Annotated in this window: 20 protein-coding genes; 10 read left to right on the forward strand and 10 right to left on the reverse strand. The window is 58.5% G+C overall.

What is annotated here, in order from left to right; all coding sequences use genetic code 11:
• Nucleotides 1-86 precede the first annotated feature (86 nt).
• From ACIQT8_RS00950 to ACIQT8_RS00975, 6 genes are all read left to right on the forward strand, one after another.
• Nucleotides 87-1,160: a BMP family ABC transporter substrate-binding protein gene (locus tag ACIQT8_RS00950; protein ID WP_138793838.1), complete on the forward strand. Its 1,074-nt coding sequence runs from the start codon at nt 87-89 to the stop codon at nt 1,158-1,160.
• Between the two features lie 227 nt (nt 1,161-1,387).
• Nucleotides 1,388-2,125: a FadR/GntR family transcriptional regulator gene (locus tag ACIQT8_RS00955; RefSeq protein ID WP_138793925.1), complete on the forward strand. Its 738-nt coding sequence runs from the start codon at nt 1,388-1,390 to the stop codon at nt 2,123-2,125.
• Between the two features lie 224 nt (nt 2,126-2,349).
• Complete coding sequence (gene glmU / locus ACIQT8_RS00960; RefSeq protein WP_400962438.1) at nt 2,350-3,711, forward strand: bifunctional UDP-N-acetylglucosamine diphosphorylase/glucosamine-1-phosphate N-acetyltransferase GlmU; 1,362 nt, start codon at nt 2,350-2,352, stop codon at nt 3,709-3,711.
• A gap of 103 nt (nt 3,712-3,814) precedes the next feature.
• Complete coding sequence (glmS, locus tag ACIQT8_RS00965) at nt 3,815-5,641, forward strand: glutamine--fructose-6-phosphate transaminase (isomerizing) (RefSeq protein ID WP_138793836.1); 1,827 nt, start codon at nt 3,815-3,817, stop codon at nt 5,639-5,641.
• A complete protein-coding gene (locus tag ACIQT8_RS00970; RefSeq protein ID WP_400962441.1) occupies nt 5,638-6,141 on the forward strand; it encodes a GNAT family N-acetyltransferase in 504 nt (167 codons plus the stop codon). Before glmS ends, ACIQT8_RS00970 begins: the two co-directional genes overlap by 4 nt.
• Nucleotides 6,142-6,155: 14 nt before the next feature.
• Nucleotides 6,156-6,824: a DUF502 domain-containing protein gene (locus tag ACIQT8_RS00975; RefSeq protein ID WP_262522656.1), complete on the forward strand. Its 669-nt coding sequence runs from the start codon at nt 6,156-6,158 to the stop codon at nt 6,822-6,824.
• A 46-nt stretch (nt 6,825-6,870) separates the two neighbouring features.
• Here ACIQT8_RS00975 and ACIQT8_RS00980 read toward each other — a convergent pair whose 3' ends face one another.
• Together ACIQT8_RS00980 and recG are read right to left on the reverse strand one after the other, a co-directional pair.
• Nucleotides 6,871-7,146, reverse strand: coding sequence for a hypothetical protein (locus tag ACIQT8_RS00980; protein WP_138793833.1), 276 nt, complete (start codon nt 7,144-7,146; stop codon nt 6,871-6,873).
• Between the two features lie 14 nt (nt 7,147-7,160).
• Nucleotides 7,161-9,266, reverse strand: a complete 2,106-nt coding sequence (gene recG, locus ACIQT8_RS00985; protein ID WP_400962446.1) for an ATP-dependent DNA helicase RecG — start codon at nt 9,264-9,266, stop codon at nt 7,161-7,163.
• A gap of 188 nt (nt 9,267-9,454) precedes the next feature.
• Between recG and ACIQT8_RS00990 the strand changes: the two genes are divergently transcribed.
• Together ACIQT8_RS00990 and mfd are read left to right on the forward strand one after the other, a co-directional pair.
• Nucleotides 9,455-9,766 carry a succinate dehydrogenase assembly factor 2 gene (locus ACIQT8_RS00990; protein ID WP_138793831.1) on the forward strand — a complete coding sequence of 104 codons (312 nt, stop codon included), beginning with the start codon at nt 9,455-9,457 and terminating at the stop codon, nt 9,764-9,766.
• Between the two features lie 3 nt (nt 9,767-9,769).
• Nucleotides 9,770-13,267, forward strand: a complete 3,498-nt coding sequence (mfd, locus tag ACIQT8_RS00995) for a transcription-repair coupling factor (protein WP_400962450.1) — start codon at nt 9,770-9,772, stop codon at nt 13,265-13,267.
• A gap of 6 nt (nt 13,268-13,273) precedes the next feature.
• On the opposite strand, the gene ACIQT8_RS01000 is transcribed toward mfd, so the two are convergent.
• Genes ACIQT8_RS01000 through ACIQT8_RS01010 form a run of 3 tightly spaced genes read right to left on the reverse strand, consistent with a single transcriptional unit; the run spans nt 13,274 to nt 16,801 of the window.
• Complete coding sequence (locus tag ACIQT8_RS01000) at nt 13,274-14,221, reverse strand: DMT family transporter (protein ID WP_400962453.1); 948 nt, start codon at nt 14,219-14,221, stop codon at nt 13,274-13,276.
• Between the two features lie 51 nt (nt 14,222-14,272).
• Nucleotides 14,273-14,941 carry a DsbA family oxidoreductase gene (locus ACIQT8_RS01005; RefSeq protein WP_400962456.1) on the reverse strand — a complete coding sequence of 223 codons (669 nt, stop codon included), beginning with the start codon at nt 14,939-14,941 and terminating at the stop codon, nt 14,273-14,275.
• 33 nt (nt 14,942-14,974) lie between these two features.
• Nucleotides 14,975-16,801, reverse strand: coding sequence for an extracellular solute-binding protein (locus ACIQT8_RS01010; protein WP_138793827.1), 1,827 nt, complete (start codon nt 16,799-16,801; stop codon nt 14,975-14,977).
• Between the two features lie 275 nt (nt 16,802-17,076).
• Here ACIQT8_RS01010 and ACIQT8_RS01015 point away from each other — a divergent pair, with 275 nt between their 5' ends.
• Complete coding sequence (locus ACIQT8_RS01015) at nt 17,077-17,724, forward strand: invasion associated locus B family protein (protein WP_138793826.1); 648 nt, start codon at nt 17,077-17,079, stop codon at nt 17,722-17,724.
• A gap of 90 nt (nt 17,725-17,814) precedes the next feature.
• On the opposite strand, the gene hspQ is transcribed toward ACIQT8_RS01015, so the two are convergent.
• From hspQ to ACIQT8_RS01035, 4 genes are all read right to left on the reverse strand, one after another.
• Nucleotides 17,815-18,144, reverse strand: a complete 330-nt coding sequence (gene hspQ, locus ACIQT8_RS01020; protein WP_138793825.1) for a heat shock protein HspQ — start codon at nt 18,142-18,144, stop codon at nt 17,815-17,817.
• 84 nt (nt 18,145-18,228) lie between these two features.
• Entirely contained in the window at nt 18,229-19,149 is a 921-nt protein-coding gene (locus ACIQT8_RS01025; RefSeq protein ID WP_138793824.1) for a DMT family transporter, read from the reverse strand.
• A gap of 100 nt (nt 19,150-19,249) precedes the next feature.
• Entirely contained in the window at nt 19,250-20,659 is a 1,410-nt protein-coding gene (glnA, locus tag ACIQT8_RS01030; protein WP_138793823.1) for a type I glutamate--ammonia ligase, read from the reverse strand.
• A gap of 72 nt (nt 20,660-20,731) precedes the next feature.
• Nucleotides 20,732-21,070 (reverse strand): P-II family nitrogen regulator, encoded by a 339-nt coding sequence (locus ACIQT8_RS01035; protein WP_003515720.1) that lies wholly within the window; start codon nt 21,068-21,070, stop codon nt 20,732-20,734.
• A 360-nt stretch (nt 21,071-21,430) separates the two neighbouring features.
• Between ACIQT8_RS01035 and ACIQT8_RS01040 the strand changes: the two genes are divergently transcribed.
• Nucleotides 21,431-22,906, forward strand: coding sequence for an NAD(P)H-hydrate dehydratase (locus ACIQT8_RS01040; protein ID WP_400962465.1), 1,476 nt, complete (start codon nt 21,431-21,433; stop codon nt 22,904-22,906).
• Nucleotides 22,907-23,002: 96 nt separating this feature from the next.
• Here the strand turns inward: ACIQT8_RS01040 and ACIQT8_RS01045 are convergent, their stop codons facing one another.
• The gene (locus ACIQT8_RS01045; RefSeq protein ID WP_138793821.1) at nt 23,003-24,040 is read right to left on the reverse strand and encodes a GlxA family transcriptional regulator; all 1,038 of its coding nucleotides are present in this window, start codon (nt 24,038-24,040) and stop codon (nt 23,003-23,005) included.
• Nucleotides 24,041-24,276: the final 236 nt, after the last annotated feature.

Below are 24,276 nucleotides of genomic sequence, written 5' to 3' on the forward strand. Positions count from 1 at the left end.
GCATCGGACCGGAAAGTGTCATGCAGTTTCCGGAAAATTCGATGCGAACTCATCATTTCAAGGCTTCAAACCAGACAGGGGTAAAAATGAAAAAACTGATCATCGCACTCGCTGCTTCCGCAGCGGCACTCGGCAGCATGGTTCCTGCTGCGCAGGCCGCCGACGCGAAGAAGATCTGCTTCATCTACGTCGGTTCCAAGACCGATGGCGGCTGGACGCAGGCGCACGATATCGGCCGTCAGGAACTCCAGGCACATTTCGGTGACAAGATCGAAACGCCGTTCCTGGAAAGCGTTCCGGAAGGCCCGGATGCCGAACGCGCTATCGAACGCATGGCCCGTTCCGGCTGCGAACTGGTCTTCACCACCTCGTTCGGTTTCATGGACGCGACGGTCAAGGTTGCGCAGAAGTTCCCGAAGGTGAAGTTCGAGCATGCAACCGGCTTCAAGGCTGCTGAAAACGTTGCGACCTACAACTCGCGTTTCTATGAAGGCCGTTACATTCAGGGCCAGATCGCCGCGAAGATGTCGCAGAAGGGTCTTGCAGGTTACATCGCCTCCTTCCCGATCCCGGAAGTGGTGATGGGCATCGACGCGTTCCTGCTCGGCGCTCGTTCGGTCAATCCTGACTTCAAGGTCAAGGTTGTCTGGGCAAACACCTGGTTCGACCCCGGCAAGGAAGCCGATGCTGCCAAGGCGCTGATCGACCAGGGCGTCGACATTCTGACGCAGCACACGGACACGACTGCACCGATGCAGGTTGCAGCAGAGCGTGGCATCAAGGCGTTCGGTCAGGCATCCGACATGATCAAGGCTGGTCCGAACACGCAGTTGACGGCGATCGTCGACACCTGGGGCGCTTATTACATCAAGCGTACGCAGGCGCTTCTCGACGGCAACTGGAAGTCCGAACAGGTCTGGGATGGCCTCAAGGATGGCATCCTGACCATGGCGCCTTACACTAACATGCCTGATGACGTGAAGAAAATGGCCGAGGAAACCGAAGCCAAGATCAAGTCGGGCGAACTTCACCCATTCACCGGTCCTGTGAAGAAGCAGGATGGTTCCGAGTGGCTGAAGGCTGGCGAAAAGGCTGAGGACGGCGTTCTGCTCGGCCTCAACTTCTACGTCGAAGGCGTCGACGACAAGCTGCCGCAGTAATTCGGCCCAGCAATCTGCAGCCGAAGCCGCGCGTGGAATGCATGCGCGGCTTTGTCATTTTGACATATGTCTACGAATAAACGTATTTGAGCGCTGCCTTCATCCCGGCGGTTTGTTTCTGACGATCCATCCGCCTTTGCAGCGCCCTGGTTTTTCATCCCAGGGTTTTACGATATAAAGCGGCCACACGCCGTTTCTTTGAAAGGACATCACTCTTGCAGCGTGGAATGCTTGATGCGGCGATCGGTCTTCGCAAATTGCGCACCAATCATGCAAAGGTCGTGCACAAGCTCGGTCTCGATATCGTGTCCGGCGCGTTCAAGATCGGCGAAATCCTGCCCGGTGATGCCGAGCTCATGGAGCGGCTCAAGGTCTCGAGAACCGTCCTGCGCGAAGCGATGAAGACGCTGACGGCAAAAGGCATGATCTCGCCGAAGGCGCGTATCGGTACCCGCGTTACCGAACGCGAGAGCTGGAACATGTTCGACAGCGACGTTTTGCTCTGGCATTTCGAATCGGGCGTCAGCGAGGATTTTCTCCTCCATCTTTACGACATCCGGCTGGCTTTCGAGCCCTATGGTGCGGGACTTGCCGCTCAGCGTGCCACGGATGCCGACATCGCGCGGCTGATCGGCCTTGCCAACGAAATGGGCAACACCGCCTATTCCAAGGAAAAGCGGGCCCTTGCCGATATGAATTTTCACGTGCTCATCACCGAAATGTCGGGCAACCCGTTCATGCGAACAGTCGGCACACTGATCAAGGCGGCATTGGCGGGCATTTTCCGGATGAGCAACCCGGATACGGACCCACATGAAATTTCCGATGTTTCCGCCTCTCACCTGAGGCTGGTTGAGGCATTTCGAATGCGTGATGCGGCCGCAGCGCGCAAGGAAATGGAAAGGCTCATTGAAAACGGGCGTCGCCAGATTCTGGAGTTTACCGCCGGCAAGGTTCGTCGCTAGGGCATTTTCCGCCCGTAGCGAACACCGTTTCGATCACGTTTCATGAAAACAAGCCGGGAAAATTGGTCCGGATTTGCATGGTTTCTTAAGTACGGCGTCGTTATAGCAATGCTGCAATGAAATCACGTCCCGCCTTGTCCGATCTGCGGAAGGTGCGGGCGAAATCGAATGTTATGCCGATGTGCCGGTCAGATCAGGCCGGGATGCGGCGCACTGGAGGTCTTATGGAGCGCAGCTCTCTTGCCGTTATTCTTGCCGCTGGCGAAAGCACGCGCATGAAATCATCGATGTCCAAGGTGCTTCATCCTGTTGCCGGACGGTCGATGATCGCGCATGTGGTTGAAGCGGTTGCGGGTGCCGGTGTCGGAACGGTGGCGCTTGTTGTCGGCCGGGATGCGGAGAATGTTACCAAGGCGGCCAGCCTGCCTGGCGTCTCGGTGGAAGGCTTTCTCCAGAAAGAGCGCAAGGGAACGGGCAATGCGGTTCTCGCGGCGCGCGACGCGATCGCGCGCGGGTTCGACGATGTCATCGTCGCTTATGGCGATGTGCCGCTGATTACCTCTGCGACGCTGAACAGGGCGCGCGAGGCATTGAACACAGGCGTCGATGTCGTCGTCATCGGTTTTCATACGGATCGCCCGACGGGTTACGGCCGCCTGCTGGTGGAGAACGGCGAACTCGTTGCCATTCGCGAGGAAAAGGACGCCACCGAGGAAGAGCGCAAGGTTACCTGGTGCAACAGCGGTTTGATGGCAATCAACGGCCGCAATGCGCTGGACCTTCTGGAGCGGATTGGCAACAACAACGTCAAGGGCGAGTATTATCTGACGGATCTGGTGGAAATCGCCCGCTCGCTCGGTCGCCGTACCGTGGCGATCGATGCGCCGGAAAGCGAGTTGACCGGCTGCAACAACCGCGCCGAACTCGCGGCCATCGAAAAGCTCTGGCAGGAACGCCGACGCTACGAATTGATGGTTGATGGCGTTTCGATGGTTGCGCCGGAAACGGTCTTCCTGTCCTGGGACACAAAGATCGGCCAGGACGTGTTGATCGAGCCGAATGTTGTGATCGGTACAGGCGTCACAATCGAACCCGGTGCCGTCATTCATGCGTTTTCGCATCTCGAAGGTGCCTATGTCAGCGCGGGTGCCGCCGTCGGCCCCTATGCCCGCCTGCGGCCTGGCGCCAACCTGCATGCCAATTCGAAGGTCGGCAATTTCTGTGAAGTGAAGAAGGCCGAGATCGGCGAGGGCGCCAAGGTCAATCACCTGACCTATATCGGCGACGCGTTCGTTGGTGCAGGCAGCAATATCGGTGCGGGCACCATCACCTGCAATTACGATGGTTACAACAAGTTTGAAACGCGGATCGGTGCCAACAGCTTTGTCGGCTCGAATTCGTCACTGGTTGCACCCGTCACCATCGGTGACGGTGCCTATATCGCATCTGGCAGCGTCATCACCGATGATGTGCCCTCCGATGCCCTGGCATTTGGCCGGGCGCGGCAGGAGGTCAAGTCGGGCAGGGCAGTCGTGGTCCGTGAACGGGCAAAGGCGCTCAAGGAAGCAAACAAGAAGGCCAAGTGACCTTCGTTACGTTACGTCACCCAAAGTGACCGGCGGAAGAATTGCCGATTTCTAAGAAACGGTTAGTAGTTTCGGCGAAAGTGATCGTCGTCTGGAGAAATATATGTGCGGAATTGTCGGAATTGTCGGAACCCAGCCTGTTGCTGAACGGCTTGTCGATGCGCTGAAGCGCCTTGAATATCGCGGTTACGATTCGGCAGGCGTCGCCACCATCGAAAACGGTGCGATGGATCGCCGCCGTGCGGAAGGCAAGCTGTTCAACCTCGAGAAGAAGCTCTCCGAAGAGCCGCTTCCCGGTCTTGTTGGCATTGCCCATACGCGTTGGGCAACCCACGGCGTGCCAAACGAAACCAATGCCCATCCGCATTTTGTGGATGGCGTTGCCGTCGTTCACAACGGCATCATCGAGAATTTCGCGGAATTGCGCGAGGAGCTGACGGCGGAAGGTGCGACCTTTACCACCCAGACCGACACGGAAGTGGTGGCACAACTTCTGGCCAAATATACTCGCGAGGGCATTGGCCATCGCGAGGCGATGCTGAAGATGCTGAACCGCGTCACCGGTGCTTATGCGCTGGTGGTGATGTTCCAGGACGATCCCGGTACGCTGCTCTCGGCGCGCTCCGGTCCGCCACTTGCCGTTGGTTACGGTCGTGGTGAAATGTTCCTGGGCTCGGACGCCATCGCGCTGTCGCCCTTCACCAACGAGATCACCTACCTGGTGGATGGCGATTGCGCCATCATTACCCGTCAGGGCGCCGAAATCATCGATTTCTCCGGCAATCCTGTGAAGCGTGAGCGGCAGATTTCGCAGGCCACCGCATTCGTGGTCGACAAGGGCAACCACCGCCACTTCATGGAAAAGGAAATCTACGAGCAGCCGGAAGTCATTTCGCATGCGCTCTCCCACTACGTGGATTTCGCCTCCAGAAAGGTGAAGGACGCCGACAAGGCAATCGATTTCTCCAAGCTGTCGGGCCTTGCCATCTCCGCCTGCGGAACGGCCTATCTCTCCGGCCTCATTGGTAAATACTGGTTCGAGCGTTATGCTCGCCTGCCGGTCGAAATCGATGTCGCGTCGGAGTTTCGTTATCGCGAAATGCCGCTGTCGCCATCACAGGCCGCTCTCTTCATCTCGCAGTCCGGTGAAACGGCCGATACACTCGCGTCGCTGCGTTACTGCAAGGATGAGGGCCTCAAGATCGGCGCGGTCGTCAACGTGCGTGAATCGACCATTGCACGCGAGTCGGATGCGGTGTTCCCGATTCTGGCCGGGCCTGAAATCGGGGTGGCCTCCACCAAGGCGTTCACCTGCCAGCTCGCGGTTCTTGCGTCGCTGGCGATTGCTGCCGGCAAGGCACGCGGAACGCTGACGGCTGAGCAGGAAAGCGAACTGGTGCGCCATCTCATCGAGATGCCGCGCATCATGAGCCAGGTGCTCAACATCATCCAGCCGCAGATCGAGGGCCTGTCGCGCGACCTGTCGCGCTTCAAGGACGTGCTCTATCTTGGCCGTGGCACCAGCTTCCCGCTGGCGCTGGAAGGTGCATTGAAGCTCAAGGAAATCTCCTACATCCACGCCGAAGGTTATGCCGCGGGTGAGTTGAAGCATGGTCCGATCGCACTGATCGACGAGAACATGCCGGTGATCGTGATTGCACCGCATGACCGGTTCTTCGAAAAGACCGTTTCGAACATGCAGGAGGTTGCCGCACGCGGCGGCCGCATCATCTTCATTACGGACGAGAAGGGCGCTGCCGCCTCCAAGCTGCCGACGATGGCGACGATCACGCTGCCGACCGTCGACGAGCTGATCGCGCCAATGGTGTTCTCGCTGCCGATCCAGCTTCTCGCCTATCACACCGCTGTCTTCATGGGCACGGATGTTGACCAGCCGCGTAACCTCGCAAAGTCGGTCACCGTGGAATGATCGTTCGCCCGGAACGCTCTGGAGACGAAGCTGATATTTCTCGCGTTACGGAAGCTGCTTTCCGTAACATGGCCTTTAGCGATCAGACGGAACATCTGATCGTTGGGCGGTTAAGGCAGGCGGGAGCGCTGGCGGTTTCACTGGTGGCTGAACATGGCGACGAGATTATCGGCCATGTCGGATTTTCGCCGGTCACCCTGTCGAGCGGTGAGGCGGGCTGGTTTGCTCTCGGCCCACTGTCCGTCCTCCCCGAAAATCAGGGGCAGGGCGTCGGTGCGGCGCTTGTTCGTGCTGGCCTGTCGGCGTTGGATGGGATGGGGGCTTCGGGCTGTGTACTCGCTGGAAATCCGGCCTATTACGGACGCTTCGGTTTCGCCAATGTGGCCGGTCTCACAAGTGACGGTATTCCCGACGAATATTTGATGGCGCTGACCTTGCACGGTGGAACTCCATCCGGCATTGTCGGTTTTCACCAGGGCTTCTACGGCGATGCCGTATAATTACCGATTGGTACATGACCGAAAATCCACTTAAAGTTTCCTTTGCGGCCCGCCTGCGCAACAGCTTCCTCACGGGTGTGCTGATCCTCGCGCCTGTCACATTGACCATGTGGCTGGTGTGGAGTTTCCTGCAATGGGCCGATAGCTGGGTCAAACCCTATATTCCGGCGCGTTATGATCCGGAGCAGTATTTCGATGTTGCGATCCCCGGTTTCGGGCTGCTGATCGCGGTGATTGCCATCACAATGATCGGCTTTCTGGGCAACAACCTGATCGGCAAGTGGATTGTCGGTCTCGGTGAGTCCGTTCTCAACCGCATGCCGCTGGTGCGGCCGATCTACAAGAGCATCAAGCAGATCTTCGAATCGGTGCTGCGCGAGCACTCGAATTCCTTCAAGAAAGTCGGTCTGATCGAGTTTCCGTCATCCGGGACATGGGCGCTGGTGTTCGTGGCGTCCGAGGCCAAGGGAGAGCTGGCTCACCGTTTCAACGAACTCGGTGAAGAAATGGTCGCGGTCTTCCTGCCGCCGACCCCGGTTCCGACGGCGGGCTTTCTGCTGTTCGTACCGAAAAAGAAGATCGTCATGCTCGACATGACGCCGGAAGACGCGGCAAAGCTGTTGATCTCCGGCGGTCTCGTCGCCCCCGATTTCACCCCGCCCAAGACTATCGCGCCGGTGTGAGGTGTGTCTCATACGACTGGCGTGGCTTTTCGCGCCGATCAATTAATCAATCGTCGTCGTCATCCAGGTCGTCCAGATCCGTGGTCACGGTGGTCGAATGAAATACCGGGACGAAAAGGCGCATGTAAACGAGCTTGACGCTCCAGCCTTCTTCCAGCGCTTTCATCCATGCTTTCTTGCGACCGGGTTTCTTGAAAACCTTGCCGATTGCTTTCTTTTCGGATTTCGCAAATGTGTCCGGCTGGAGAAGATTGTCCGGGGAGCATAGCGCATAGCCCTTCTGGAAAGCGGGCGGCGGGCGTGAGACGTCGTGCATGTTCATATCGTGTGTTCTCTTTATCCGGCGTGCAGGAAGCGGATCGCTTCATCGCGACGGTGCAGGTAGAGCAGGGTACGCAGGCTTTCGCCGCGTTTGCCGGTCAATTCGGGGTCGCGCTCTATCACATAGGCGGCGTCCTTGCGGGCGATTTCCAGGAGATCGGCATGCGCCTCGAGGCTGGCAATGCGGAAGCCGGGCGTGCCGGATTGTCGGGTGCCGAGAAGCTCCCCTTCGCCGCGCAGCTTCAGATCCTCTTCGGCGATCAGGAAGCCGTCCTCGCTATCGCGCAGGATCGACAGACGCGCCCGACCGTTTTCGCTGAGGGGTCCCTTGTAGAGCAGAATACAGGTTGATGCCTCGTCGCCACGCCCGACACGGCCGCGCAACTGGTGAAGCTGGGCAAGGCCGAAACGCTCGGCATGTTCGATGACCATGATTGTTGCATCGGGCACATCGACGCCGACTTCCACCACGGTGGTTGCCACCAGCAGACGCGTCTCGCCGTTCTTGAAGGCCAGCATGGCGGCATCCTTGTCCGGACCGCTCATGCGCCCATGGATGAGGCCGATATCAGCTCCCAGTGCCTTGCTCAGAACCGCGTGACGCTCTTCCGCCGACATCAGGTCGGATTCCTCGGATTCTTCCACCAGTGGGCAAATCCAGTAGGCCTTCTTGCCGTCGGAAAGTGCCTTTCTCAGACGATCAACGATATCGCCGATGCGTTCGGTTGGAATGGTCACGGTCTGGATCGGTTTGCGACCGGCCGGTTTTTCGGTGAGCTTGGAAACATCCATGTCGCCGAAGGCGGCCAGAACCAGCGTTCGCGGAATGGGGGTCGCGGTCATCACCAGCATATGCGGGGTAATGCCTTTGGCGGTGAGACGCAGGCGCTGGTGCACACCGAAGCGATGCTGTTCGTCCACCACTGCCAGAACCAGATTTTTATAGGCGACGCTATCCTGGAACAGCGCGTGCGTACCGATGATGATCTGTGATTCACCGGAGGCAACGCGCTCCTCGATTTCGCGGCGCTCCTTGCCTTTGGTGCGCCCCGTCAGAACCTCGCAAGTGAGGCCGGCTGCGGCCGCATATTTTGAGATTGTTGCAAAATGCTGGCGTGCCAGGATTTCGGTCGGGGCCATCAACACGGCCTGTCCACCGGCCTCGACCGCCGTTGCCATGGCCATCAGGGCAACAAGGGTCTTACCCGCGCCGACATCACCCTGCAGCAGCCGTAGCATGCGGTCTTCACCTGCCATGTCGGTCAGGATTTCCTTGACGGCGACATTCTGGCTCGGTGTCAGCGAGAAAGGAAGTTGCGAGAGAATTTTTGCGGCAACATCGCCCTTGGCGCGGATCGGTTGCCCTGCCACCTTGCGCAACCGTTGTCTTACCAGCGCCAGTGAAAGCTGTCCGGCCAGAAACTCGTCATAGGCCAGCCGTCGTCTGGCGGGCGCACGCGGATCGATATCGGTGCCGTCGCGTGGATCGTGCAGTTCGCGGAAGCTTTCCGCAACACCGGCAAAACCCTGTTTGGCGATCAGCGTCTCGTCGATCCATTCGGGGAAGGCGGGCAGTTTGGAGAGGCCACCATCGACAGCGCGTTTCAGAACCTTTGATGAGAGCCCTGCGGTCATCGGATAGACGGCTTCCACCAGTGGCAGATTTTCCGCCTCGGACAGTTTCACCATGAAATCGGGGTGCACCATCGAGGCGCGGCCGTTGAACCAGTCGACCTTGCCGCTGACGAGCACCTCTTCATCGACAGGCAGGGCTTTCGACAGCCAGTCGCCCTTGGCACGGAAAAAGGTCAGCGCCAGCTCGCCGGTGTCGTCATGCAGGAATACGCGGTAGGGAGCCGATCGGTTGCCGGGCGGTGCCGGCTGGTGGCGATCAACGCGTCCCTGGATGGTGACAATGGCGCCCGGCTGTGCCAGCGCAATGCCCGGACGGTTGCGCCGGTCGATGACGTTTGACGGAGCGTGAAACAACAGGTCGATGACGCGTGTGTCTTCCGCGTTCTCGCGGCCAAGAAGTTTGGCCAGAAGATCGGCAAGCTTCGGCCCCACACCGGCAAGGGTGGAGACGCTGGCGAAAAGGGGATCGAGTATGGCCGGACGCATGGCCTGCAAAATCGGGGAAGGGCGCGCGCATTGCAAGACCGTAGCGGCGACAAAGGCCGTTTATCACCCGCAGTTTTTGTACGCGGCGACGTAATTTCAGTAAAAACCGGTTCCCAACCGTTCCCGACATGTTCTATAGGAGGTCGCAATCAACATCTTGTTGAATAGCCAACCGAAAGGTGAATGCGATGACTGGACTGGTGCGGACGAGTGCGGACCTCGAACCGAGGCGCAGGCGGATACTTTATCGCTGTTGGCACCGGGGCATTCGCGAGATGGATCTGGTGCTTGGCCAGTTCGCGGAAGACCACATTGCCGATCTGTCTGAAGAGCAGCTCGATGAGCTGGAAATCATCATGGCGGAAGAGGATAACGACCTGGTCAAGATGGTGACGGGCGCTCTGCCGGTGCCGGAGAAATTCCAGACGCCGCTGTTCGAGAAGATTGCGTCCTACCGTCCGGACTTCGACATCGTCACAGCCGAAAAAGCGAAAGCCTGAAACATGATTGCCGGATTCGATGTCAAGCTGGTCGCGTCGGCCGATACGCCGCTGACCATCGGAAACGTGCCTTCGGGTATGGAAGCGCTGCTGCTTGCAGACATGGCGCGGGCGGGAAGCTCCGTTGCCTACGTCATGTCGGACGGGCAACGTGTGGCCGATCTGGAGCAGATCCTCGGTTTTGTCGCGCCCGATATTCCGGTCCTGACGCTGCCGGCATGGGACTGCTTGCCCTATGACCGCGTGTCGCCCAGCGCCGATACCTCGGCGCGGCGGCTGGCAGCGTTGTCCGGTCTCATCAGCCACGCGAAAAAGCCGCATCCGGCGATCGTGCTCGTCACCGTCAATGCCATGCTGCAGAAGATGGCGCCCCGCGACATCATCGAAAGCCTCGGCTTCTCGGCAAAACCCGGCAATCAGATACGTATGGAAGAGATTGCCGCGCGGCTTGAGCGCAACGGTTTCGACCGGGTGGCGACGGTGCGCGAGGTCGGCGAATTTGCCGTACGCGGCGGTATTCTCGATGTGTTCGTGCCGGGTACGGAAGAACCCGTGCGCCTCGATTTCTTCGGCGATACGCTGGAAAGCATCCGTACCTTCGATCCCGCCAGCCAGCGCACCATCGGTCAGGCCCGTTCTCTCGATCTCAATCCGATGAGCGAGGTAACGCTGACGCCGGATACGATCAGCCGCTTCCGCAAGAATTATCTGTCGCTGTTTGGTGCGGCGACCCGCGACGACGCGCTCTATCAGGCTGTGTCCGAAGGCCGCCGTTATGCCGGCATGGAACATTGGCTGCCGCTGTTTTATGAAACGCTGGAAACCGCCTTCGATTATCTCAAGGGTTTCCGCATCGTCACCGATCATACGGCGCGCGAAGCGGCCAAGGAACGCTCCAAGCTCGTTCTCGATTACTACGAAGCGCGCCGCAATTCCGGTGAAACGAAGGGTGCGACGCAGGGCGCACCTTACAAGCCCGTTTCGCCCGGTCAGCTTTATCTCGATGGCAAGAACTTCGATGCGGCTCTCGCCGAGGTCAATGCCGTTCGCCTGACGCCGTTCAACGAACACGACACGCAGGGCCGGCCGGTCGCCACGCTCGATGCGCATGTCGGGCCGCGTTGGGCACGTCCGCCGACCGAGGCAGGCGATGAAGAGCGGATCAATGTCTTCGATCTCGCCGTCAAGCACATTGCCGAACGGCGAGCCAAAGGCTGGAAAGTCCTGATTACCGGCTGGTCGGAAGGTTCGCTCGACCGTCTGCTTCAGGTACTGAACGAACACGGGCTTGAGAAGATCAAGCCGGTGGCATCGCTGAAAGAGATCGAAAAGCTCGGCAAGGGGGAGGCGGGGTCCGCCGTACTCAGCCTTGAAGCCGGTTTCGAAACAGGCACTCTCGCCGTCATCGGTGAGCAGGATATTCTTGGCGACCGCATGGTGCGCCGGTCCAAGCGCCGCAAGCGCGGTGCCGACTTCATCTCCGAAGTCGCGGGTCTCGATGAGGGATCGCTCGTCGTCCATGCCGAGCACGGTATCGGCCGCTTTGTCGGCCTGCGCACCATCGAAGCGGCGGGTGCACCACGCGCCTGCCTGGAACTGCATTATGCCGATGAGGCCAAGCTGTTCCTGCCGGTCGAAAACATCGATCTTCTGTCGCGTTATGGTTCGGATGCAGCCGAAGCGCAGCTCGACAAGCTCGGCGGTGGCGCATGGCAGATGCGCAAGGCCAAGCTCAAGAAGAAGCTTCTGGACATGGCGGGCGATCTTATTCGCATCGCTGCCGCGCGCATGGTGCGTCATGCACCGGCGCTGACGGCGCCGGACGGCCTCTATGATGAGTTCGCGGCCCGGTTCCCCTATGACGAGACGGAAGACCAGCTCAACGCCATCGACGCCATTCGCGAAGATCTGGGTGCCGGGCGTCCGATGGACCGCCTGATTTGCGGCGACGTCGGTTTCGGCAAGACGGAAGTGGCGCTGCGCGCTGCCTTCCTCGCCGCCATGAACGGCGTGCAGGTGGCTGTGGTCGTGCCTACCACGCTTCTGGCGCGCCAGCACTTCCGCACCTTCTCGGAACGTTTCCGTGGTTTGCCGATCCGTGTGCAGCAGGCATCGCGGCTTGTCGGCTCCAAGGAACTGACGCTGACCAAAAAGGAAGTGGCAGAGGGCAAGACCGATATCGTCGTCGGTACGCATGCGCTTCTCGGCGCGGGCATCAGCTTCGCCAATCTCGGCCTGCTCATCATCGATGAGGAGCAGCATTTCGGCGTGAAGCACAAGGAACGGCTGAAGGAACTGAAAAGCGACGTGCATGTGCTGACGCTTTCGGCCACGCCCATTCCGCGTACTTTGCAGCTTGCCATGACTGGCGTGCGCGAACTCTCGCTCATCACCACGCCGCCGGTCGACCGTATGGCGGTGCGTACCTTCATTTCACCGTTCGATCCGCTGGTGATCCGCGAAACCCTGATGCGCGAGCATTATCGTGGTGGCCAGAGCTTCTACGTCTGCCCGCGTCTTGCCGATCTCGCCGATATCCACGCGTTCCTGCAATCGGATGTGCCGGAGCTGAAGGTGGCCGTGGCGCATGGCCAGATGGCAGCTGGTGAACTCGAAGATATCATGAATGCCTTTTATGACGGCAAATATGACGTGCTTCTGTCGACCACCATCGTCGAATCCGGTCTCGATGTGCCGACCGCAAACACGCTGATCGTGCACCGTGCCGACATGTTTGGCCTCGCGCAGCTTTACCAGCTTCGCGGTCGCGTCGGTCGTTCGAAGGTGCGCGCTTTCGCGCTGTTCACGTTGCCTGTCAACAAGGTTCTGACCACGATGGCGGAACGCCGCCTGAAGGTTCTGCAATCGCTCGATACGCTGGGCGCCGGTTTCCAGCTTGCCAGCCACGACCTCGATATTCGCGGTGCGGGCAACCTGCTTGGCGAGGAGCAGTCCGGCCACATCAAGGAAGTCGGTTTCGAGCTTTACCAGCAGATGCTGGAAGAAGCTGTTGCGGAAGTGAAGGGCGATGAAGAGGTGCAGGACACCGGCTGGTCGCCGCAGATCTCCGTCGGCACCTCGGTGATGATCCCGGAAGATTACGTACCGGATCTGCATCTGCGTATGGGTCTCTATCGCCGCCTCGGCGAACTGGCCGATATTTCGGAGATCGATGGTTTCGGCGCGGAAATGATCGACCGCTTCGGCCCGTTGCCGAAGGAAGTCCAGCATCTTCTGAAGATCGTCTACATCAAGTCGCTGTGCCGCATCGCCAATGTCGAGAAGCTGGATGCCGGCCCGAAGGGCGTTGTCGTGCAGTTCCGCAACAAGGAATTCCCGAACCCGGCGGCTCTGGTCGGTTATATCGGCAAGCAGGGTTCCATGGCGAAGATCCGGCCGGACCACAGCCTGTTCCTGACCCGCGATCTGCCGACGCCGGAAAAACGTCTTACGGGTGCGGCCATGGTCATGACCCAGCTTGCGGAATTGGCAAAGAGCTGAGGTTTCTCAGCTCGCCTTGCTGTCGTCGCCGTCTTGCGGTGTCATTGCCACCGCGACGTTCTGGTCGGTGGCGGCAATGGATGTGGGCAGGGGAACTTTGCGCTGCTTTTCGCGAACCAGCGTCAGGAGACCTGAGCCGACGATGAGAACGATGCCCACCAGCATCCAGCCATCGACGTGGTCTCCGAAAATCAGGTAACCGAAAAAGATCGCCCAGAGCATCTGGCTATATTGCGTCGGTCCAATCATCGCGGCCGGCGCGTATTGTGCTGCATACATGATCAGCACGTTGGCGAGCGCGCCAAGCAGGCCGTACCCGGCGAGAAGCAGCCATTGATGACCGGTTGGCGGGGCGAATGTCGGCACCATGGCGATGCCGCAGATGACGAGACAGCCCAGAACGCCTGCGCCATAAAGCGAGATATTCTTTTCCGACGGTCCCATCGCACGGAAAATCACGATGGTCAGCGCGCCGCCGAAACCGCCGAGAATGGCGCCGAGATGGCCGATCGACAGCTCACGGAAACCGGGACGCAGGATGATCAGAACACCGGCAAAACCGATGAGGACCGCAGACCAGCGCTTGATGCCGACCTGCTCCTTCAGAAACACCACCGACATGATGGTAACGAAGGAGGGAAGCAGGAAGATCAAAGCGAAGGCTTCGGCCATCGACAGATGGGTAAAGGCGGTGACGCTGCCGACCGCGCCGATACCCGAGGCGAAAAAGCGGATCAGCCAGAGCGGACGATTGGTCGTCCTGACGATGTCAATCCAGCGGTCGTTGCGTTTGCGAATGAAGGGCAGGGCAAACAGACCGAAAAAGGCGCCAAAAAACGCTGATTGAATCGGCGAAAGCTGCCCTTCGATGAGTTTTACGCTGGCATCACTCCAGGCGTATGCGGCGAAAGCAGCAAAGGCGAGCAGGATGCCCTTCAGGGACTGGTCTGACATGGGAAAACACCAACAGCATATCGTTCAGGATAGAACTGCCGGCGTTTGCCGTCAGTTCATCGCTCTATGCTCTTCAGCCTTCATTTTTGCAATATCCCGCAGTGCAGCAATCAGGACATCGGGCGTTTGCGCGCCGCTTATCGCGTATTTCTGATCGAGAATGAAAAACGGCACGCCGGAAACGCCCATCTGCTGTGCGGCATCGATTTCTGCCAGTACGGTGTCCTTGTCGGCATCCGATGCCAGCAGTCGCGAAACGACGGCACGGTCCATGCCGGCCTTTTCAGCAACGTCGGTCAAAACCGCATGGTCGCCGATATTGCGGCCTTCTTCGAAATTCGCCTTGAACAGGCCGTTGACGACCTTCTCCTGGACGTCGCGACCTTCGGCGTGCGCCCAGAGTGAAAGGCGGTGCGCATCGAGCGTGTTCGGGCCGATCTTGATGGCATCGAAATCGTAATGAATGCCGACTTCCTTGCCGAGCTGCGTCAGCGTGGTGTGCGCCTGCTCCAGACGCTCCTTGCCGAGTTTCTCCTCGAGAGCGGCTTTCTGGTCGACGCCTTCCGGCGGATAATCCGGGTTGAGGCGGTAGGGACGCCAGTTCACGTCCACACTGACCTCATCCTGCACTTCGGCGATGGCAAGATCGAGTCGTGCCTTGCCGAGGTAACACCAGGGGCAGACCATATCCGATACGACGTCGATAACGATGCGTTCCATGGTTTTTCTCCGAATTTCCGACCGGCGGCGCGGCTATTGTGCGCGCGCATCCCACCAGGTCTGTTTCTGATTGCCGAACACCGGTGTCATGTCCGGTCGTTCGATATACTTCCAGCGTGCCACCCACTGCGCTCCGATGTAATAGAGCGGGATGACGAAGTGTTCGGCGACGAGCAGGCGGTCATAAGCGCGAACAGCCGCCTGAAAATCTTCTGTCGAGCGGGCCTGTAACAGGGCATCGATCATCCGGTCTATATCGGGATCAGCCGCACCCGCATAATTGAAGCTGCCCTGGGCGTCTCTCGATAGAGAACTCCAGCGGTTCAACTGCTCCGCACCCGGTGACAGGGACGAGGGGTAGGAACGGATAATCATGTCGTAGTCGAAACTGTTCGACCGCGCCTGATATTGGCCATCGTCAACAGAGCGGATCGCCATGTCGACCCCGATCAGCTTCAGTGATCGCTGATAGGCAAGTGCGATGCGCTCCTGTGCCGGATTCTGGGTCATCACCTCGAACGTCAGCGGGCGTCCGTCCGCATTGCTCATCCGGCCGTTCTTGATGGTGTAGCCCGCTTCTTTCAGCGTATCCACGGCCATCTTGAGAACCTTGCGGTCGACGCCGGAACCATCGGTTTCCGGCAATGCGTAGGTGCCGGCCAGCAACTCTGGCGACAGTCGTTTTGCTGCGTCGCCAAGCAGGGTGAGTTCCCGCTCATCGGCCGCATTACCGTAAGCGCCAAGCGGCGAATTCTGCCAGTAGCTCTGGGTGCGCTTGAAGGCACCGCCCAGAATGTTCCTGTTCAGCCATTCGAAATCGAGCGCATAGGACAGACCTTCGCGCACCTTTTCATCGGCGAAGACGGAGCGGCGCGTGTTGAAGATGAAACCGAACATGCCTGATGGCAATTTCGGCTGGAAGACGTCCTTGGCGATGTCACCACGATGCACGGCGGGGAAGTTATAGGCCTGACCCCAGTGCGAGGTGTCGGAGGTGCCGTTGATTGCATCGCCTTCCGGGTAGATGTCGATGTCGCCCTTCTTGAAGGCTTCGAACATTGTCGGCACCTGCAGGAAATACATCACGCTGATTTCATCATAATTGTCGAAGCCGACCTTGGCCGGAATGTCCTTGCCCCAGTAATCCGGGTTCCGCTCCCAGACGATTCGTTCGCCTGGTCGCAATGTCTTGATTCGATAAGGGCCGGAGCCGATGACCGGACCAAGGCCTGCCTGTTCGAATTTTTCCGGATCGATCGCGTGTTTGGGCAGGATCGGGGTGGAGGAGGCAAGAATCAGCGGCGTTTCGCGGTTCGCCTTGTCGTTGAAGGTGAAACGAACGCTGTGATCGCCGACCTTTTCCATTTTCTCGACGCCATTCAGGCGGCTGTCGAAGGGTGGGCGGCCTTTTTCCTTCAGAAGATTGAAGGTGAAGATCACGTCGTCAGGCGTTACCGGCTGGCCGTCAGACCACTTCGCCTTGGGATTGAGGTTGAACTGGATGAAGGTGCGCTCCTCATCCCATTCGGCGGTTTCCGCCAGCAGGCCATAGAGCGAGAACGGCTCGTCATTCGAACGCTGCATCAGGGGTTCGTAAAGCAGATTGCCGAATTCAGGGTCCCATACGCCGCGTGCGGTCGTGCGCATTCCTTTGAGGACAAAGGGATTGAGCGCGTCGAAGGTGCCGACGACGCCATAGGAGACGCGTCCACCCTTCTTCACGTCCGGGTTGACGTAGGAGAAGTGTTTATAGTCCGGCGAAAGGGCGGGAGTACCGTGCATGGAAATCCCGTGAAGCGGCTGCGCAAAGGCGACGCTCGAAAAAAACAATGCGGGAATAAGGGCCGCAAGGTTACGCATTTCACTATCCTGTCTCAACTGCCGGTCTGATTCTGGCCGGACTGTAACACAAGCCCGCCGGGAACGCAGGCAAGGGCCCGAAATCTTGCCTCCGCTCAAGAAAAAGTTAAAGAAACGCTGGATATCGCGCCGAACGGCATGTAACAGGGTGGCCGGAAGAGACGGGTCACGCATTTGCCTCATTTAAACGACAGTTGAACGGGCAGAAGGATACCGCCATCGACAAGCAGGACCTTGCGTTCTGTTCCGGCAGACATTCAGGAGACGGAACTCTTATGATGCAAAAGGCAAACATTTTCACCCGGACGGCTCTGTCCGCTCTCGTTCTTTCTCTGGGCGCGGTTGCTGCTCCGGCTGTTTCGCAGGCGCAGGAAGCTGCCGCACCGGCTGGCGCTCCGCCGCTCGGCTGGTTCAAGACCTGCTCCAAGCAGGAAGACAACGACGTCTGCGTCGTGCAGAACGTTGTTCTTGCCCAGAACGGTCAGATGATCACCGCTGTCGGCCTCATCACTGTCGAAGGCAAGGTCAACCGCAAGCTGCTTCAGGTTTCCGTACCGACCGCGCGTCTCATTCCTCCGGGCGTGCAGATGCAGATCGATGGCGGCAAGGGCCAGAAGCTTGACTACGCTGTCTGCCTTCCGGACAAGTGCACCGCCGAAATCCCGCTCACAGATGCAATGATCGCTTCGCTGAAGAAGGGTAGCGAGGTTGTCTTCACCTCGATCAACTTCCGCCGTGCGCCGAACCCGATCAAGATTGCCCTCACTGGCTTCACCGGTGCCTATGACGGCGCGCCGATCACCCAGTCGCAGCTCGCTGAAAGCCAGCGTACCCTGCAGGAAGGCATGCAGAAGAAGGCTGAAGAGGCTCGCAAGAAGCTCGAAGCTGCTCAGGACGCTGCCAAGGCTGCTCCGAAGCCCTGATTTCTCGCTTATGGCGAAAGAAAAAACCGGTCTGGAAACAGACCGGTTTTTTTATGCCCTGGTGTGCGATGACCGCTTGTCGTCAGGCGCTTAGTGCGCAGTCGACATCTTCGGTCGCCATTCACCGTTTGGCGCCTTGTCGAAGAGGCGTCCGATGTTCGGGTTTCTCAACGGTGTCTCGTTGTCATCATGAACAAGGTTCTGTTCAGAGACATAGGCGACATATTCCGTTTCCTCGTTCTCAGCCAGAAGATGATAAAACGGCTGGTCGCGATCCGGTCTTATTTCCGCAGGGATGGCATTCCACCATTCCTCGGTGTTGGCGTATTCCGGGTCGACATCGACAATCACACCTCGGAACGGAAACACCTTATGGCGAACGATCTCACCAAGCGTGAATTTTGCGTCTCGTTGTTTCATGGCATGACCTTCCTTTCCCTACATGATGTGGGGGCGCGCAAGGAAATATCAAGTCCTTGAGGTGTCGGGCCGGCGGATCGCGGCCTATCGGCGCCCGATTGGCGCCGTGGAAAGGACGACACCGCCAGTGACCAGCACGATGCCGATGGCATGGTAGGTTTCAAAGGTTTCGCCGAGGAACATGGTTGCCATGACGATCGAGATCGGCGGCATCATGTAGAGCGTGATGCCTGCCGTCGCAGGGCCGAAAACCCGCACCGTATGGGTGAAACAATAAAACGCCAGCAGCGACGCGAAGAGGATGATGCCGCCGATCTTGGCCCAGGCGGTGAGGGTGGTTGGCAGCATGCCGCCGTGCGCGACCTCGATTGCTGCAGGCGGCAAGAGAACCAGCGCGCCGGAAAAGGCGATCAGGCCAAAAAGGCTGAGGGAAGCCATGCTGCGGGCTGCGGGCTCACGCAACAGCATGGAATAGATCGCAAACGAAATCGCCCCGGTCAGGATGGCGAAATCGCCGATGTTGAAATTCAGATGCCACAGCGCATTGATGTCGCCTTTGAGAACGATCACACCGACGCCGACAAAGGCGATCATCATGCCGATCATTTCCAGTGGCTTGATCTTCCGTCCCTGAAAGATCCGCTGGAAGAGGATGATGAACAACGACGAAGTCGTGTAGATCAGCGTGCCGTTTGAGGCGGTCGTCTCCGTCAGCCCCCAATAGACCACACCGCCGCAGATACCCATGCCGAGAATGCCGAGGCAGAGCCACAGCACGGTCTTCTTCGTGATGAACTGAACGCAGTTGCGCCAGTCGGCAATCATGAAGGGTGCAATGATCAGGCTGGAGCCGATCCAGCGAATGAAAGCCGTCGTAAACGGCGACACTTCACCAATGACGCCGCGCCCGAAAATGACGTTGCTGGAAAAGAAGATCGGAACGGCCAGAAAGATCAGCCAGTCGGTCGTGCGGGCAGCGGGCTGGGAGGCGGGGGATGTGGACATGGTTTTTATCAGCAGGCTTTGTTTCAAATGAAAACGGCGGCTTTCCTGGGAAAGCCGCCGAAACCGGTCCGGGCGCCTTGATACGGCGTCCGAAGGGTAATCAGGCCGAGTAGTACATGTCGAATTCGACAGGATGCGGCGTCATTTCGAAGCGCATGACTTCCTGCATCTTCAGCTCGATGAAGCTGTCGATCTGGTCGTCATCGAACACGCCGCCGGCGGTCAGGAACTTGCGATCCTTGTCCAGGCTTTCAAGTGCTTCGCGCAGCGAACCGCAGACGGTCGGGATCTTCTTCAGTTCCTTGGCCGGCAGGTCGTAGAGATCCTTGTCCATCGGCTTGCCGGGGTGGATCTTGTTCTTGATGCCGTCGAGGCCAGCCATGAGCATCGCCGCAAAACCGAGGTAAGGGTTCTGGGTCGGGTCAGGGAAGCGAACTTCGACGCGCTTTGCCTTCGGGTTGGAGCCGAACGGAATACGGCACGATGCGGAACGGTTGCGCGCGGAGTAGGCGAGCAGAACCGGCGCTTCGTAACCCGGCACCAGACGCTTGTAGGAGTTGGTGGTCGGGTTGGTGAAGGCGTTGATTGCCTTGGCATGCTTGATGATGCCGCCGATGTAGTAGAGGCAATTTTCCGACAGGCCAGCATATTCGTCGCCTGCGAAGGTCGGCTTGCCACCCTTCCAGATCGACTGGTGAACGTGCATGCCCGAGCCGTTGTCGCCGAAGATCGGCTTCGGCATGAAGGTTGCCGTCTTGCCGTAGGCGTTGGCGACCTGGTGCACAACGTACTTGTAGATCTGCATCTTGTCGGCGCTGGAAACCAGCGTGTCGAACTTCACACCCAGTTCGTGCTGGGCGGATGCCACTTCGTGGTGATGCTTTTCAACAACGACGCCCATTTCGGCCAGAACCGTCAGCATTTCAGAACGCATGTCCTGGAGGCTGTCGACCGGCGGTACGGGGAAGTAGCCGCCCTTGACGCGCGGACGGTGGCCGAGGTTGCCTGTCTCGTAGTCGGTGTCGTCGTTGGACGGCAGCTCGGAAGAATCGAGCTTGAAGCCGGTGTTGTAAGGGTCAGCCTTGTACTTCACGTCGTCGAAGACGAAGAATTCAGGCTCAGGGCCGACATAGACGGTATCGCCGATACCGGAAGCCTTGAGGTAGGCTTCTGCCTTCTTGGCGGTGCCGCGCGGGTCGCGATTATAGGCTTCGCCGGAGATCGGGTCGAGGATATCGCAAAGGATAACGAGGGTGGACTGCGCGAAGAACGGGTCGATGTGGACAGTTGCCGGATCGGGCATCAGCACCATGTCGGACTCGTTGATGGCCTTCCAGCCTGCGATCGAGGAGCCGTCGAACATGACGCCGTCAGCGAACATGTCTTCGTCGACGCACGAAATATCCATGGTGACGTGCTGCAGCTTGCCCTTGGGATCGGTAAAGCGCAGGTCTACGAACTTGATATCGTTGTCCTTGATCTGCTTCAGGATATCGTTTGCGGTCGTCATATAGGATTTCCTTGAGTGTGATGATGACGAGGTGAAAAACCTGAGCCTCCCCGGCTCAGGATTTGGTTTTGATTATATGGCGTCCACGCCTGTTTCACCGGTTCGAATTCTGATGACTTCTTCCACATTGGAAACGAAAATCTTTCCGTCGCCGATGCGCCCGGTCTGAGCCGCGTTGCGGATTGCCTCGATAACGGCTTCCGCATTTTCATCCGCCAATACAACTTCGACTTTCACTTTCGGCAAAAAGTCCACAACGTACTCTGCACCGCGGTAGAGTTCAGTGTGGCCCTTCTGACGACCAAAGCCTTTTGCTTCCGTGACCGTGATTCCCTGCAGTCCGACTTCCTGAAGGGCTTCCTTCACTTCATCGAGCTTGAAAGGCTTAATGATCGCTTCGATCTTTTTCATGAGAAAATATCTCTCCGCTTCTCCCGTTAAAGCAGGTTATTCCCGCTCTGCGACAAGAATGCACGTATTGTGCCAGATCGGAAGCGGGCGTGAAGAAAAAAGTTCGTTTCAGGGACAGTTGCAGGCAAAATGCATGCGCTTCCGGGTGGTTTTGAGAGATTTTCTCGCAAAAATCGGAAAAAACCGAGTTAAATGTGACGTATTTTCTGTATTTTAGAGCTGTGCCATATTCGCGTTGAAGTGCGGTTTGGAAATCATGTTGTGGTTATATTTTGTGCATTTGCATTAATTTATATCTTTCTGTTTTGCCCATTTTTGTGTCGATTGCCTTTCGGTGTGTTTTGAGGTGAATATTCGGGCATGATCTTCCAATCCTCTCTCTGCCTCATCGATCCTGAAGCCATGTCCCGCGTTGATGCGGCGGCGGGACAGTCCGGAATTGCCCTGTTTGGCCTGATGGAACAGGCCGGGCAGGCTGTGGCCGCGACAGCGCTCAGGCATTATCCCGACGCTCACCGTTTCGTGGTTCTGTGCGGGGGCGGCAACAATGGTGGCGACGGTTACGTGGCTACGCGCGCGCTAGCGGCCGCCGGCGCCGATGTCGCTGTCTATCAGCTGGGAGACGCTTCAAATCTCAAGGGCGACGCCCGTCTTGCCTATGAGCGGAGCGGAACGAGGCCTATGCCGCTTGCGAGTTACGAACCGCGTGTCGGTGATGTGGTGGTGGATGCCATCTTCGGGGCCGGGCTTTCCCGTGATGTACCTTTGGAGGTGAAGCGGCTGATCGAGGCTGTTGCGGCGGCGAAGCTTCCGGTCATTGCAGTGGATTTGCCTTCAGGGCTTTGCGGTAGACGGGGTGTTGCGCTCGGGGCGGCGTTCGCTGCTGCGCGAACCGTGACGTTCATGATGCGCAAACCCGGTCATGTCCTGTTGCCGGGGCGGGAATTGTGCGGCGTGCTTGAGGTGTTCGACATCGGCATCCCCCAACGTATTCTTGCCGCGCAGGCCGGAAAGGTGGCAGAAAATCATCCGCAGTTGTGGCAACACGCCTTGCCGCGACCTGACGCGGAAACCCACAAGTTCAAACGGGGTCATCTAACTGTCTTTTCCGGGCCGCCGCACGCCACGGGTGCGGCGCGCATGACGTCGCTTGCCGCATTGAAGGCTGGAGCCGGCATCGTCACGGTGGCTGCCCCGCAAACCGCACTGGATATCCTGTCTATTACGCTGACTGCGGTGATGACCTCACCACTCGACACCGTCGAGGAACTTGGTCTTTGGCTGCGGGATAAACGACACGCCACCTTTGTTCTCGGTCCCGGCTTTGGCGATCTTGAGAAGGCGCGTGCTTTCGTGTCTCTTCTCGGTGACGCTTCACTTGTTCTCGATGCGGATGGCATAACGGCGTTCAAGGAAAAGCCGGAAAGCCTGTTTGCGCTGATGGCGTCAGGCAAGGGGCACTTCGTCATGACGCCGCATGAGGGCGAATTTGCGCGGCTTTTTCCTGACATTGCGGGCGATGCCACACTTGGCAAGGTCGAAAGGGCGCAGGCAGCTTCGGCGCGCAGCGGGGCTGTCGTCGTCTACAAGGGAGCGGATACCGTCATCGCCGCGCCGGATGGCAGAGCGCTCGTCAATACGAATGCGCCGCCGTCTCTGGCAACGGCCGGATCTGGCGACGTGCTGGCCGGGATCATTGGCGCCTTGCTTGCGCAGGGCGTACCCGTTTTCGAGTCTGCTGCAGCCGGTGTCTGGCTGCATGGCGAGGCGGGGCAAAGGGCGGGGCTTGGTCTCACGGCTGAGGATCTGGTCCATGCCGTCAGGCCGTTCTCATGAATGTGGGGCGGTCCTGAACCTTGTCACCCGGATATGATCCGGCGGTAGCGCGATCATTGAAACCGATTGGCAGGAGGCAATGCTGAAGCCGCACTTTCAGTGCGCGGCTTTACCCTGGCTTGCTGCGGCCATGCGGGATGCGCTGAGCACCAGCTTGCGTTCGGCCCGTTCCTGCTGTGGGGTGCGGTTGTAGATTTCCCGGTAGCATTTGGAAAAATGCGAGGCGGAGACGAAACCACAGGCAACCGCGACCTCGACCACGGGCATGGCCGACTGAACGAGAAGGTGGCGGGCCCGGTCAAGGCGGATTTCGAGATAATAACGGGCAGGGGAGCGACCCATTTCCTGACGGAACAGGCGTTCGACCTGGCGGCGTGAAAGATCGGCGCCATCGGCGATGTCGAGCAGCGACAGCGGTTCGGCAAGATTGCTCTCCATCAGCTCGATGATCGACAGGACCTTGTTGTTCTGCACGCCGAGGCGCGCGCGCAACGGCAGACGCTGGCGGTCGTGCGGGTTGCGGACACGGTCGGTCAATTGCTGTTCGCAGACACGATTGACGAGGTTGTCGCCGAAATCCTGTCTGAGAAGGTTCAGCATCATGTCCAGCGACGCGGTGCCGCCGGCACAGGTGTAGATGTTGGAATCGACTTCGTAGAGATCGGCGTAGACTTCCACCTGCGGGAAGGCTTCGGAAAAGCCGGGCAGGTTTTCCCAGTGGATCGCACATCTCTTGCCGTTCAACAGGCCCGCCTGAGCAAGGATATGGGCGCCCGTACAGAGGCTTCCGATCGAAATGCCGCGGTTGTAGGCTTCGCGAAGCCAGGCGTTGACGGATTTGTTGTGGTATTGGTCGACATCGATGCCGGAACAGATGATCGCCATTTCAGGCCGGTTTTCACCGCTGACATAGCGCCGCTCGTCGGCAAGACAGGTGTCGGCCTCAAGACAGATGCCGCTCGATGACATGACCTTCTGACCATCGGCAGACGCAAGGCGCCATTCATAGGCCTTATAGCCCAGCATACGATTGGCGATGCGTAACGTTTCGACGGCGGCCGTGAACGGCAGCAGGGTAAATTGCGGAACAAGAAAAAAGACGATCGAGCGTTTCTTTTGGGACGATTTGCTCATTTGCCCGGCTCCTTTGCGAATACGCAATTCCTTGCTTGGAATTGGTGTTCTGGATATCCTGTATGCGACATATTAGACGCAAAATACGTCGCGGATATGGGGCTGTCAAAAAAGCGCTTTTGAAATATGCAAATTTTGCTGATCGCTTTGAAAAGAGGCGTCAGGCCGCTTTTAAAATAGGCATCGCCCGGTGCTGGAAGGGCTTCTTTCCGAAAATAAAAATGCGGCTCGCAATC

Source organism: Agrobacterium sp. NPDC090273, from assembly GCF_044772305.1.
Taxonomy (GTDB): domain Bacteria; phylum Pseudomonadota; class Alphaproteobacteria; order Rhizobiales; family Rhizobiaceae; genus Agrobacterium.